The sequence below is a fragment of the Paenibacillus sp. J22FR83 genome, from assembly GCF_059691955.1.
Genome location: NZ_JCAUAM010000032.1, coordinates 42,728 through 56,174, shown reverse-complemented (window position 1 = coordinate 56,174; position 13,447 = coordinate 42,728). Strand labels below are relative to the sequence as shown.

The 13,447-nt window shown below is 47.0% G+C and carries 9 protein-coding genes; 1 reads left to right on the top strand and 8 read right to left on the bottom strand.

Annotation, left to right across the window (positions count from 1 at the left end; translation table 11 throughout):
• Window positions 1-178 precede the first annotated feature (178 nt).
• Window positions 179-3,469 carry an OmpL47-type beta-barrel domain-containing protein gene (locus AC58PV_RS33945; protein WP_497437416.1) on the bottom strand — a complete coding sequence of 1,097 codons (3,291 nt, stop codon included), beginning with the start codon at window positions 3,467-3,469 and terminating at the stop codon, window positions 179-181.
• 587 nt (window positions 3,470-4,056) lie between these two features.
• Complete coding sequence (locus AC58PV_RS33940) at window positions 4,057-5,178, bottom strand: NADH:flavin oxidoreductase (protein WP_497437415.1); 1,122 nt, start codon at window positions 5,176-5,178, stop codon at window positions 4,057-4,059.
• A 158-nt stretch (window positions 5,179-5,336) separates the two neighbouring features.
• Here AC58PV_RS33940 and AC58PV_RS33935 point away from each other — a divergent pair, with 158 nt between their 5' ends.
• Window positions 5,337-5,666 (top strand): ArsR/SmtB family transcription factor, encoded by a 330-nt coding sequence (locus tag AC58PV_RS33935; protein WP_497437413.1) that lies wholly within the window; start codon window positions 5,337-5,339, stop codon window positions 5,664-5,666.
• A 151-nt stretch (window positions 5,667-5,817) separates the two neighbouring features.
• On the opposite strand, the gene AC58PV_RS33930 is transcribed toward AC58PV_RS33935, so the two are convergent.
• The 6 genes from AC58PV_RS33930 to AC58PV_RS33905 form a co-directional block, all read right to left on the bottom strand.
• Entirely contained in the window at window positions 5,818-6,246 is a 429-nt protein-coding gene (locus AC58PV_RS33930) for a hypothetical protein (RefSeq protein ID WP_497437412.1), read from the bottom strand.
• Between the two features lie 271 nt (window positions 6,247-6,517).
• On the bottom strand, window positions 6,518-8,140 hold the full coding sequence (locus AC58PV_RS33925; RefSeq protein WP_497437411.1) for a helix-turn-helix domain-containing protein: 1,623 nt from the start codon (window positions 8,138-8,140) through the stop codon (window positions 6,518-6,520).
• A gap of 3 nt (window positions 8,141-8,143) precedes the next feature.
• Complete coding sequence (locus AC58PV_RS33920; protein WP_497437410.1) at window positions 8,144-9,934, bottom strand: cache domain-containing sensor histidine kinase; 1,791 nt, start codon at window positions 9,932-9,934, stop codon at window positions 8,144-8,146.
• Between the two features lie 106 nt (window positions 9,935-10,040).
• Window positions 10,041-11,390: an ABC transporter substrate-binding protein gene (locus AC58PV_RS33915; protein ID WP_497437408.1), complete on the bottom strand. Its 1,350-nt coding sequence runs from the start codon at window positions 11,388-11,390 to the stop codon at window positions 10,041-10,043.
• Between the two features lie 145 nt (window positions 11,391-11,535).
• Window positions 11,536-12,363 (bottom strand): carbohydrate ABC transporter permease, encoded by an 828-nt coding sequence (locus AC58PV_RS33910; RefSeq protein WP_497437407.1) that lies wholly within the window; start codon window positions 12,361-12,363, stop codon window positions 11,536-11,538.
• Window positions 12,364-12,383: 20 nt separating this feature from the next.
• Complete coding sequence (locus AC58PV_RS33905) at window positions 12,384-13,328, bottom strand: carbohydrate ABC transporter permease (protein ID WP_497437405.1); 945 nt, start codon at window positions 13,326-13,328, stop codon at window positions 12,384-12,386.
• Window positions 13,329-13,447 lie beyond the last annotated feature (119 nt).

The following is a 13,447-nucleotide window of genomic DNA, read 5'->3' as shown; positions in this document are numbered from 1 at the left end:
CGCACCCTTCCTCACGGACAGAGCACTATGGGTCAACTATGTACTTCCGCCATCTCGCGGTGTACTCAGGACTTTCACCTGTTAGTACGATGCGCTGCCAAGCGCACCAAATAACAGCCCCTCCGGTCTAAGACCAGAAGGGCTGTCCTTCAAGCTCTACGTCTCTCCGCGCTTCCGGCTACTTCGAAACCGTGACACTCACCACGTCGCTCGACGTTACACCGGCTGCGTTGAATAGCTCAGCGCGATACTTATACACGCCGATTGCGCGACTAGCGATAGCTGTGACAGCACTTTGTGCACTTGGCGATGCAGCTTGCAAACTTTTCTCATCAATAAGCACGTCATTTTCGTAGAGGCGATATCCCGTTGCGTTGGTGCCCCACCACATGTTCATGGTCACATTGTAGTTGCCGTCCCCATCCCAATTATTCTGGGATAGAACAGGCTTACCAGGGGATGCCTCTGTGATCGTAACAACGATAGACTGACTAGTTGTCGTACCGAATCCATTAATAAGTTCACTAGTATACGTATAAGTGCCGTTTGGTTTACCGGTTACATCCACTTTGGCGATTTGAGCCGCTGGGGAAGCATCCGTAAGTGTTTGGGTCGAGATAAGCACACCGTTCTCATATAGTTTGAAAGTGGAACCGTTATTTCCCCACCACATGTTCATGGTGATCGTGTAGTTGCCATCTTTTAAACCCGTATAGCCGTTATTTGAGGTCAAAACAGGTTGGCCAGGCGCGCCGACGGATAATGGCTTCACCACGTTAAAAGTCTGCGATGAACTCGTTGTGTTCCCTGCAGCATCCACGACTTGGTAGGCCACTGTGTGTGCACCTACGGCTAAACTGCCTGCGGCAATCGTTTGACCACTAGTAATCGCATGACCATCCAACGTCAGGGATTGCTCGACAACACCTGAAATCGCATCGTTAGCTAACAAATCGAATGTTACCGCTGCTGTATTCGTCACATCCTTGACGGCATGACCTGACTCTGTAAGGGTCGCTGTTGGCGCTGTTTTATCCAGCTTCACTCCCAACGACTTAGCCACTTCGACATTGCCTGCAGCATCCTTCGAGCCGTAGCTCACCGTTGTTGTGCCCTCCGTACTAATCGCGATAGGCGCTGTGTAGGCAGTTGGTGTTCCGCCATTGATGGCATATTCGGTAGTCACCGCTCCCGCTCCATCATCTACAGCAGTTAACGTTGCCGTTACATCTTGATTGAACCAACCCGCTCCATTCGGTGTACTGGATAAAGTTGCCGTTGTTACTGGCGCTATGGAATCAGCAGCTGCGCTGAAATCGCTCAAGCCCCGAGGCTTCAATTGGAATACACTTTTGAAAATCGCACCAACACCTTGAATCGTCACCTTTTGCCCAGCTGTGTAGGGGAAGGTGCTTAAGGATAGGCCTGTTCTCGTATCGACACGAACGTGATTGCTTACACCGTCTTTGACAGCGTCGAATTCAAAAGAACCCGCCGGCGTCGCCGTGATGATGTTGTTGATGGTCACATCGCTCAGTGAAAGCAGCTGACCTTGATTGTCCGCTGTCACAGCGGATACTGGCGTAGGTGTTGGGAGCGCAGCGACACCTGTTTTGGTAATTTCAACGGGGTCTGCCAACTCAAACTCCGTGTTGAACAGCGCAGTAGCTGCCGTGACTTTGACCGTATCCCCTTGGTGGAAGCCACTCAAGCTTTGAAATACATACAAGCCGCCTGTCGCATCTTGCAAGTAGAAAGCCTGCCCGCCAAAAGCACCCGGCTCTGTCGTAACAACCCCCTCCACTGTCACCAACGTACCGGCTGCTTTCGTACGTGCTTCGGAGATGACGATCTTGGCAGGAATCGGATTCTCCTCTTCCGGCAAGTTTTCTGGTGGAACGTTGCCGAGGGTGACAGCTTCGGTTTTCAGATTCGTGCCATTCTGGCGCAATCTGAGATTTGCAGGTGCAGTCGTTCCTGGAACAACACGTACATTCAGATCCTTCGTCGCGTGTCCGTTGATGTCTGAGGTTACGCTAAATGCGGAGCTATACGCGTAAGCTGTCGGCCATGTGCCGTCTGCGTTCTGAATCTTGGCGATTTGTGATCCACCCGTGACCAGATAAATGCCGAGGGAGAAGCCCGTTACAGTTGTCGAAGGCGGTAAGTTATCCACAACGACTCTGATCGGGAAGTCCGCCGCATTCGGCAATACCGCTTGTTTCACGAAGCTGTACGTCGTGTTCGCTGTAGCCGCAGGTCCGCCATACGAGCCAGGCTTGAATGTGCTGCGGTCGTACCATTTGTAGCCAGCATTCGGTGCTGCCCACGGCTCTGGCTGCGGTTCCGTCGATGCCGCTGGCGCTTCAAAAGGCAACAAAGCCGTCGGCTGATCCAACTGCAAGCCGCTGACATCGGCGAAGCTGGTGTAGCTTTCTTTGGTCGAAAGCCAGTTCACCATATTGACGAGCAGCTTACCGTCGTCCACTTCTTTAAACCCATCATACGTCGTCTTCTTCGCGCCTGTATCCTCGCGCACATATTTCGGCGTTGCATCCTCGACTGGCGAGGAATCCCCGATGAAGGCCGCCTTGCCTGCGCCTGCTTTGGAGATCGCCACATATGGCCCCTCTGCGATTCCGCCTCCGTTATACACACCTTGATCCACCGCATTCGCCCAAGCTTCATTCGTTTGCGGTAAATACACAATGCCTTTCGCCTTCGTGGGATCAATAATCGCCAGCGTAGATCCTGCGTGCATCGCCACACTGGAGACACCTGTCGTGATCCCAAAAGCTTGCGCAGGCGCTACGATGTTATTCGCATTAATGTCGCCGAGGGCATTATAGCGGAAGCGTAGACCGAACTGCGTCGCCAGCCAGTCGGAGCTAGCTACATCTTGCATCGCGAAGGAGGCTGTCTCTTCCGCGTTCATCCCCGCTGCTGGGTTCGTCCAGGCACCACGGCGGTAGCCGTTGAATACCTCGGAGCCATCCCAGCGGTTTTTGTTGCGGTCGGCATTATAATGATCGCCGATGAAGAATATACTGCCGCCCCCCGCCACGTATTGGGCTAGGGCGTTTTGCTCACTTGTTTTGTACGGAACATTGGACTCCGCTACCACGAACACATCATAACCGCTCAAATCGGCTAGTGTGATAGGTGTCGTTTTGCGCAGTTCTTTGACATAATAACCATTATTCGCTAACGCATTGCCGAAATCTGAGAAAGCCCCATCAATGACCCAATCCGCTGCACCAGCTGTCTGCTCGTGTGTATTGTCGAAGAGCACTTTCTTCCCTGCATTCCCGTTGACGACTTTGGCTTCGATGAACGGTGCCGGATCTGACGGTCCCTCCGCCATCACCGCCTGCCAGCTGCTTGTCGCCAGCACTTGGAACGGGATTGCTACTGTCAACGCCAACGTTGTCTTCCATAACTTCGTCTTCCATCCTTTGAGCTTACTCATTACAATTCCTCCTTAGCTAATAGGCTGAGTCAAAATCTTTTCTACATAAGCGACTAACTTATCGGATAGACAAGCTATCTAAGAACCACCTTATTTTACCATAGGATAATTGCGAAATTTGCTATTTTATTGTAAAGACATGTAATTTTGTGCCCAAATCCAAATAAATCCAAAATTTTTAGATACTATCTGCGTCGTCCACCTGCTCTGCCCCTCACTCATTCCCATCATCAGCTTCCTCCTCCGACAGTTAAATGGAATTTATACAGTTATTTCAAGCAATTATCCCTATAAATTAGATTTAGATGGAAAAAGTACAGGTAATTCATCGCTATCCAGTTAAAATGGCGATTACGGCCAAATTTAGCTGGATATTTTCCAGTTAGTTCATCAAATTCCTCGAAATTCACGAAAATAGATGGAGTTTTTCCAGTTATTTGGAATATTCTTCACAACCTTCACATGCCGCTCAGAAACATTGTTTATGAACATCGCAGCCCCTGCTGAGTGAAAAAAAACAAGGCAACCGGTTCCCCGGTTGCCTTGTTTCCTTATAGCCAGACAGCGCGTTCCACGAGTCTGACAGCTTAATATAAACGTTGTAGAGCATCAGCCGTGAATGGCAGCAATTCGTCGAACCGACCGCCTCGCACTTTGTCGGCCCAGGCAGGGTCAACCAACAGCGCCCGTCCAATGGCAACGAGATCGAACTCGTTCTGCTCCAGGCGAACAAGCAGTTCGTTGATATCAGCTGTGCCTGCGCTCTTCCCTCTGAAAGAACCCAAGAATTCATCATCTAAACCAACGGATCCTACTGTGATCGTAGGCTTGCCTGTTAATTTTTTCACCCATCCAGCAAAATTCAAAGTAGACCCTTCGAACTCGGGTTCCCAGAACCTGCGAGTCGAGCAGTGGAATATATCAACACCAGCTTCGACGAGTGGCGCAAGCAATTCACCAAGCAACTCTGGCGTAGCGGCGAGTTTGGCTGTATACTCAGCCGATTTCCATTGCGACAGCCTAATGATAATTGGGAAATCTGGTCCTACTGCGCGGCGGCACGCTTCAATGATTTCAACGGCAAATCGTGTGCGAGCCAACATACTGCCGCCGTACTTATCCGTGCGGTGATTGGTTTTCTCCCATAGGAACTGATCAATCAAGTAACCATGAGCCCCATGGATCTCAATGCCATCGAAACCAATCCGCTTCGCATCTGCGGCCGATTGTGCAAAAGCTTGCACAACTTGATCGATCTCCGCTTGCGTCATAGGTTCATTCACTTTCTCACCTGTTAACGTGAGACCTGATGGTCCAATCGAAAGTGCTTCTGGATGAGGAAGCGAACCGTTCGGACGAGTCATCCCGACATGCCAGAGCTGCGGCACAATGCGCCCTCCTGCTTCGTGAACAGCGTCAACGACGCGTTTCCAGCCTGCCAGCGCCTCTTCACCATGAATGTTAGGGATATTGGGATTATCCGTTGCGGCTGGATGATTAATCAGCGTACCTTCAGTAATAATAAGACCCACGCCATTCTCCGCGCGGCGACGGTAATAATCCACCACATCCTGCCCAGGAACAGCTCCTGGCGAGAAGGCTCGCGTCATAGGTGCCATTACGATTCGATTCGCTAAACTAAGATTTCCATGTGTAAAAGGTTTAAACAATGCCGCGGCAGCGTGCGTCTCTTGATTGGTTTTTGTCATGGTCTTTCCTCCACTCCATATTTTTCTATATCGTTAGCTACTGACGTGTTACGAATTCTAAGTATAAGATCAACAAGTTCGATTGTTATCGAACAATAGAAATATAGCATGCAATATGGTAAAATGCAATCACTAAGCTCTAACAAGGAGGAAGCATCATGAAAGTACTATTTCACCCAGACAAAGCGGATATTCATCTCTCATCCGTCCTCTATGCGTTAAGCGATCCCGTTCGATTATCTATCGTCTCCGAGCTCCACAAACTAGGGGAATGTACATGTGGTGGCATTGAAGTTAGTGTCGTGAAATCTACAATGTCTCATCATGTTCGCACGATGCGTGAAGCTGGCGTTGTCCACGTCCGCGTGCAAGGAACTCAGCGTTTCTTGTCTTTACGCAAGAATGAGTTAGAGGAAAAATTCCCTGGCCTGCTCCACTCCATTCTCAATGCCTACGATTCCTGTGCAGATGCTCCGTTGCCAGAGTAACAGAGGGGGCCATCACCGTGCCCACGTCCGGTGCATTACTCTCTATTATCACATCTACTCTTACTCCCCCATCAACATTACTCATTATTCTCTCACTACCACTCTCTTCTTTTCACACTTTTACTCTCCCCTTCTCATTCCCACTCTACTCTTACCCCACTTCCCCATTCCACATTACTCTTTCCTCTCTCACTACTATTCTCTTTTTCACTTTTACTCGCCCCTCCCATTTTACTCTTACACTTACCCTCCTTACCTTCTTCATCCCCCTCTGCAACGTAAATTGAACTTGAACTTGAACTTGAGCTTCAACTTCAACTCCAACTCCAACTCCAACTTCAACTTCAACTTCAACTTCAACTTCAACTTCAACTCCAACTTCAACTTCAACTTCAACACCAGATCCAGCCCCTACGCCCACCAAAGATGCAAATAGGCACTTATTTTTTGCCCTCTCGTGGGTTTGAATGGGCAAAGATGCGAAAAGGCACTTATTTTCGCTGAAATTGGGAGAAATGAGCTTTAGAAGCGAAAAAGGTTGCCTTTTTGCATCAATTTCATATATTTGCTCGTTTTTCAAGCAAAAAAGATGCCTTTTCGCATTTTTGCCGGTAGCTAGAGTCCGAGTGTGAAGTGGAAGTCAGCGTGAGAATTGAAGTTTGGGCTGGAGTAGGCGCTGCAGCCGGCGTCTGCCTTGGAACTGCAGTGTGCCAACAATCAGATGCACCCACCTCCTGCGCTGCAGCTACAGCGGCGGCCACCCTAGGTGCCGCAAGCACAAAAAACACTGAAAACTGCATATCTGCAGTTTCCAGTGTTACTATGCTGATCGTCGCCAACCTGACAGCCACTTAGCTCCCCTTCGTCTGCCCTCGATAGGCATTCGGCACGAAGCCCGTATGCGCCTTGAACAGCTTGCCGAAGTAGTTCTTGTTCTCGTAGCCGAGCATGTCGGAGATTTGTTCCACGCTTTTGTCTGTGATCTCTAGCAGTTCCTTCGCTTTCTCCATCTTCATCCGCGTCACGTACTCGATGAAGTTCTCTCCTGTCTCCCGCTTGAACAAACGGCTTAAGTAGCTCGGGTGCAGATGGAGATGCGCGGCGGCGTCCTCTAGTGATATTTTCGTATCGAGATGGTTGTAGACGAACCGCTGACATTCCAGAATCTCACGATTATGCGACTCCCGATACACTTGTCCCGCCCACTCGATGGCCTGCTGCAAATAATCCTTCAGCCATAGCTCCATTTCGCGGATGGAAGATAACTCGTGAACATCGTGATGAATCAACTCGGAAGAAAACGTCGATTGATAGTGCTGCAGCGACTTCAGCCGCATCCGCACGTCGAGGATCATTTTGAGCAGCCAATCCTTCACCTCTAAGGGGCGGAACCGATTGTACTGGATGAAATCGACCCACTTCGAGACGAATGCATCAATCCCTTCTGCGCTCTCATCGAACACGACACTGCGGAATTCATCCAACGCCTGCGCATACTGAGCCAGCAGTTCTCCTCCCTCCCCGAATCCTTCCCGCAAATGATCGAGCTTGCTGATCGAAGACTCCGGCATATAGAAGCGGATGGCTCTAGCTTCTATCATGCGGATCAGTTGATCCTTCAAGGCCCGAACATCTTTCACTGGCGTTCCTGTCATAAAGGAAAATGAGATTTTCGCGTACTTCTGCAAGCAAGCCTGCAGCTGTCGCAGCGTTTGCTCCATCTTTTGGCTGTTATTCACATGCAGCTCCGAGAAATGCGGGAATAACAACACGATTTCACCTGTATTGTAGGTGAATAAGGTCACTTCCTTTTGATCCACGAGCAGCTCTTCCACAATATTCTGAATCGTATACTCGAATAAATCTGTCGACTGGAACCGACTGTTCGCTTCTTTCACCCGATTGGCATAGCCGAATACAGGCAAGACAGCATGTTTATTCAGCTGAATGCCGAAATCAGCCGCTTTGGCGCTCCAGTCCGCCGCATCAAATAAAGGCTCATTCACCGTGCTTCGGATGAACTGACGTTTCAACGCGCCGCGTTGCTGCGAGACCTCTTTCTCGAGCTTGCGGCTCTTCGATTGCTGCCGATCCTCCGCATCCAATTGCTCCTTAAGCCTGGTCAACACTTCCGTGATATTGCTGACGTTCATCGTTTCTTTCAATATGTATTCACTCACCGAAAGCTTAACAGCTGCCTGCGCATAGTGGAATTCATCATGACAGGAAAGGATCACTGCCTTCAGGTTCGGGTCTTCCTCACGAAGAGACTTGATCAATTCCAGCCCATTGATGTCAGGCATCCCAATATCGCTGATCAATACATCTACTTTGGCATGCTTGCCCGCCTTCTGTGCATCCAACGGGTTCGCATAAACGCCAGTCAATTGGTAGCCAAGTGCTTCCCACTGAATCGTCGTCTCCAGAAATTCAAGAACGGGGATATCATCATCTACAATCATGACGGTGTACATAAGTCACACCTCCTTATCAGGTTGCTGCGGAAAGAGCAGAATAATTTGGGTACCGTGTCCCAGACTGCTTGTAATGTTGTAATCGAAATGATGACCATAAATCATCCGAAGTCGCTCAAACACATTATGTAACCCGATTCCCGATAGAGAAGGACTGCTTGCTTCTTCTGCAACAGGCATGACAGGCGTAGCATCCAAATGATTGCGAAGCGTAAGCAACCGCTCTGGTGTCATGCCGACTCCGGAATCCTGGATCTCTACCTGCAGCCTGCCATCCTCTGCAATTCGGGAAACAATCGTTATTTCACCTGCTTTACTTTTAAGGCCGTGAATATAAGCATTCTCAATAAGTGGTTGCAGCAGGAAACGCGGAATTTGAATAAGCAGCGTGTCCGAAGCCGCGGATACGCGCAAAACAACGCGATCGCCATGCCTCGAATTCAACAAACGAACATAGTGCTCGTTGACCCCAATCTCTTCATGGAGCGTGATGTATTCGTTATTGCGATTGATCGTCATACGTAACAACGCAGACAGTGAGCTGATCAATTCAGCGTTCTCTTCGTCGCCTTTCATCATGATTTTCAACCGAATCGAGTTCAATACGTTAAAAAGAAAATGCGGATTAATCTGTGCCTGAAGCATCGCTAACTCTGCCTTACGCTTAAGTTCTTGCTCTCGCTTATTCTCGAAGAGCGTCAGCTCGATGCGATCAATCATTCGGTCAAACACATAGCCAAGCCGGCCCACTTCATCCCCGCCGTTAATGTTAGAACGTTCACTCAATTGACCAGACTCGATTCGCACTACTGTTTGGACAAGCTTAGCGATCGGTTTCGTCAGGGTTCTCACAACATAAAGGAGCACAATGGCGAACAAGATAAGAAACATTAATTGAATACCGAAATCCGTTTTTCGAAAAGACTGGATTTGCTGGGCAGCCGATTTATACGGCGTCATATTGACAAGCTTCCATTCCGGCGTGACTTGAGCACTCTGCATGATATATTCTTCGCCAGCTACCTTCACGAAGGACGAGCCCTCCTCCGCAGGAAGTTGATCATAATAGGCGAATGGCTTACCAATCCGACTTACATCCTTATCCACCAGAATTGTTCCTTGTGCGTCAATAATAACCATGGACTCATTATCTTCATACTGTGCAAATAATTTCTGCAGAACACTCGTTTCAAGACCAACAATCACATACCCGTATGTAGCACCATTGAGACGAAGTGGCTTCACAGCTTCTAATAAATAGGATTGTGAGGACTGCTGACTGTAATTGGGCTCAGCCCCAATCCACTTCGCGCTATATCCGCCTGCCTGCATGATATCCTGCATCCACGCTTTCTCGAAAAAGGATTTCGGGTCAAAATTCGTCGTCATGTAAGTTGCATAATACTCCCCGTTCGGTAGAAGTAATGTAACAACTAAATTTTCCAACGGACCGATGAACGTAGCAATCCGTTTTTCTATCGTTGTTTTACTGATATAAAGGTCTCCAATGGGGGTTGTATCATCGGCTTGGCTTAGGTTCAATATAGGTTCCCGAATATCCACATCAAACTGAATGAAATTCATCATATGTAACATATTCTTCATTTGACCGTTAACAATTTGATTTGCAATGCGCATCGATTGCCTTGCGTTGTCTGACACTTGTGAACGAATCGCATCCCGTGTAAACAAATTCGACACATACATGGACACAATAGACGGTAATACCAGACAAATTAAAATCGTTAGTACTAATTTATTACGAAGAGATAATGTGCGAAACCATTGCAGCACTAACGTTTCCCGCCTTCCCCAATAAAATGGGAAAAAAGAGGGGCCTATGGCCTCCTCTTGCTTCCTATACACATTATACCAGTAAAGCTAGCCGAATCGTTACTGATTACTTGGCATTACTTTTTCTGATTTCTTCAATTTTAGCTTTCGATGTTGCAATTGTTTTCTCTAGATCTTGCTTGCCTGTTAAGAACAACTCAACTTGCGTTGTGTATTCTTTCTCTTGTTGCAACGCGTAAGTTGGTGGAACAACCAATTTCGTTGATTTGTTCACTTTCAAAGTGGACAGCAAGGAAGTTTTGTCGATGAACTTAACTTGATCTGGCTTACCGCTTGCAAGGATTGCGTCTACGTTTTTGTTAATATCTGCTTTTTTCCAACCGGAGAAGAACAGACCTTGTGTTTGAATACCTTCTGTTGTGTACCATTTCACGAAGTCATAAGCTGCTTGTTTGTTCTTGGAGTTTGCAGCTACACCCATGAAGTCAGCGCCTACTTCAGTCAAACCATTTGTATCTTTTGCATCATATTTCGGATATGGAGCAAATACTGTGTTGAACTTAGCATTTAGTGCAAGTTCACCAACCATCCAGTTACCTGTTGCTAGCATCGCTGTTTTACCTGCGTAGAACACGTCACGGTAAGCCATCTTTTGGGAAACAACTTCGAAGTAAGGAACCGACGATTTATCCACGTTTTCCATTTGGTTACGTAGGTTCAAGGAGAAGCGAACTTGCGGGTTATCAATGTTTTCTGTACCGTCTGGCTTCACTAGGTAAGGATTTTCCATGTTGTTGTTCAGAGCAAGTAGCGCATAGTCTTTCCAGTTATGGAAATAGGAGCCATACTGTTTTGCTGCGCCTTCACCTGAAGTCATTTTCTTCGCATATTCCGCGTAGTCATTCCAAGTCCATTCAGTCGGAACTGGAAGCTTAGCCGCATCTAATTTATCTTTGTTCAAAAGAACGAACCACTCGATCATTTTACCAGGCAAAGCATAATATTTGCCGTTAACGACTGGATCAAGTTTATACTCGTCTTTAACTACAATGTTATCTTTTTTCAAATACTCATCTAGCGGCTCAAGAATCCCTGCACCTACACGTTGTGCGAAGTCAGACGCACTGGAGTACATCACAACGTCCATTTGCTCGCCGGAAGCTGCTAGTAGATCAAGCTTTTTCATGCCTTCCTGGGAATCACCTTTCTCGGACATGCTCTCGTAAACGACTTTAACGTTCGGGTGAGTTGCATTATAGGCTTCAACTGTTTTGTTCCAATTCCCTTGTGCTTCTGTGTACCAACCTTGTACTTTAATTGTAACAGGTGCTTTTGTTCCCGAAGTTGCTGCACCGCCAGACGTTTCTGCTGGTTTATCTTCGCTTTTGCTTCCACAACCTGCAAGTGCAGCACTGATAGCTAGAACGCCGCTTAATACGAGTAAACTCTTTTTCATATGAACCCCTCCAAGAAGATATTTGTATATGTTGCGATGACTGAAAACCTTTACATCACGAATCGTAACAAACTTCATTCGAGCACACGAGGCAATATTTTAACCTCATGCACTCTTATTTTGACATCTTGCTTGTACCTAGCGTTTAACCTTTCACCCCACCCATGGAGATTCCTTCGATAACTTGCTTCTGTCCAATGATGAAGATAATCAACAAAGGCAAGATCGCAGAAACGGATGCAGCCATGATCAAGGAGTAGAACTCACCATTTAAATCAGCAAAGGAATGAATCCCTAACGGAAGTGTGAACAGCGACTTGTCTCTTAAGAAAATAAGCGGATTCTGGTAATCATTCCAGGTCCAGATAAAGCGCAGTATCGCATACGTTGCAATCGCAGGACGCACAAGCGGTGTACAGATCGTCCAGAAAATACGAGCATGGCCAGCGCCATCAATCCTTGCAGACTCCATATACTCATCATGGATACCAAGATAGAACTGACGCAGCATGAATGTACCCAGTACGCTAAAAGATCCTAAAAGAATAAGCCCTAGATGTGTATCGTACAGGTGCATGGAACGAAGCAGAAGAAATTGTGGCACGAGAATCGCCTGATTTGGAATCATATAGATAGCGAGAACGAGAACAAAGAGAACATTTGAACCACGGAACTTAATTTTAGAGAAGGCATAAGCTGCCATGGATGAGAACAGAACGGATAATGCTGTTGTGATCACAGAAACCTTAATCGAATTCCAATAGTATAAGGGGAATTTCGTCGTCCATACCGTTTTATAATTTTCAATCAGATTAAAATGTTTCGGAATCCATTGGATCGGGAAGACGAAAACGTCCAGCTCGGGCTTCATGGAAGCGGATATCATCCATAGGAAGGGAGTCATGAACAGGATCCCGAAGAGGGCCATCAGAATCGTTATAATAATCTTTTTGAGACTTGTTTTGTTATCCATGTGGGAACCTCCATTCTAGTTTAATAGTTGACCCATTTACGTTGGCCGAACCACTGAATTAATGTAATCAAGAGAACGAGTACTAGAAGCACAATCGCCATTGCAGAAGCATAGCCGGATTGCAGATTGACGAACGCTGTTTCATACAAACGGTACACAACCACACTCGTTGAATTCGCTGGTCCACCATTCGTAAGAACGGAGATGACATCAAATACTTTAAATGTTCCAATGATACCGGATACGAGCAAGAAGAATGTCGTTGGTGACAGTAACGGCACGGTAATGCTGTAAAATTGTTTGAATTTCGATGCGCCATCAATATCAGCGGCTTCGTATAGATCTTTGGGAATGGATTGCAGCCCTGCCATGAAAATAATCATGTTATACCCGATGTTGATCCAAACCATAAGGCCCATTACACAATACAAAGCGTAGTCAGGATCGGCAAGCCATTTCGGCGGATTCGCAAAGCCCCAGTCCATCAACGTTTGATTAATCGGTCCGTACGTAGGATGAAAGAGTACTTGGAAAACGATCGCTACTGCTACAACACTAGAGATATAAGGAATAAAGTAAATTACTTTAAAAACGCCTTTGAAATACACTTGCTTATCAATCAGCACCGCCAAAACCAATGAAACAATGAGGGTTATCGGCACAACGACCAACAGAATCATGTTATTTTTGAGTGATAGGAGGAAGACACTATCGTGAATGAGTTTGATAAAGTTGTCCAGCCCTAGGAATTTCACCTTCGAGAACCCGGCAACAAAGTTCCAATCGGTAAAACTCAAGAAGAAAGATGCGATGATTGGAAACAACGTGAATACGAATAAGCCGAGGATCATGGGACTAACAAAAAGATATCCCGCCAAATTCTCTCGAATTTGCTGTTTGGATGTCTTAGGCTTCACTTTAGTTTGAGGGATACTGCCTGCTTGCGATTGTATATGGTTAGCCATGAAATTCACCCCATGTCGTGTTTTCTATAGTCTACCTTGTGTGTGCTCCATGGATAAGTCACAGATTTGACCCTTTCGAGTAATATTTTAACCTGCAGCGACCATTTCTATTAAAAGTG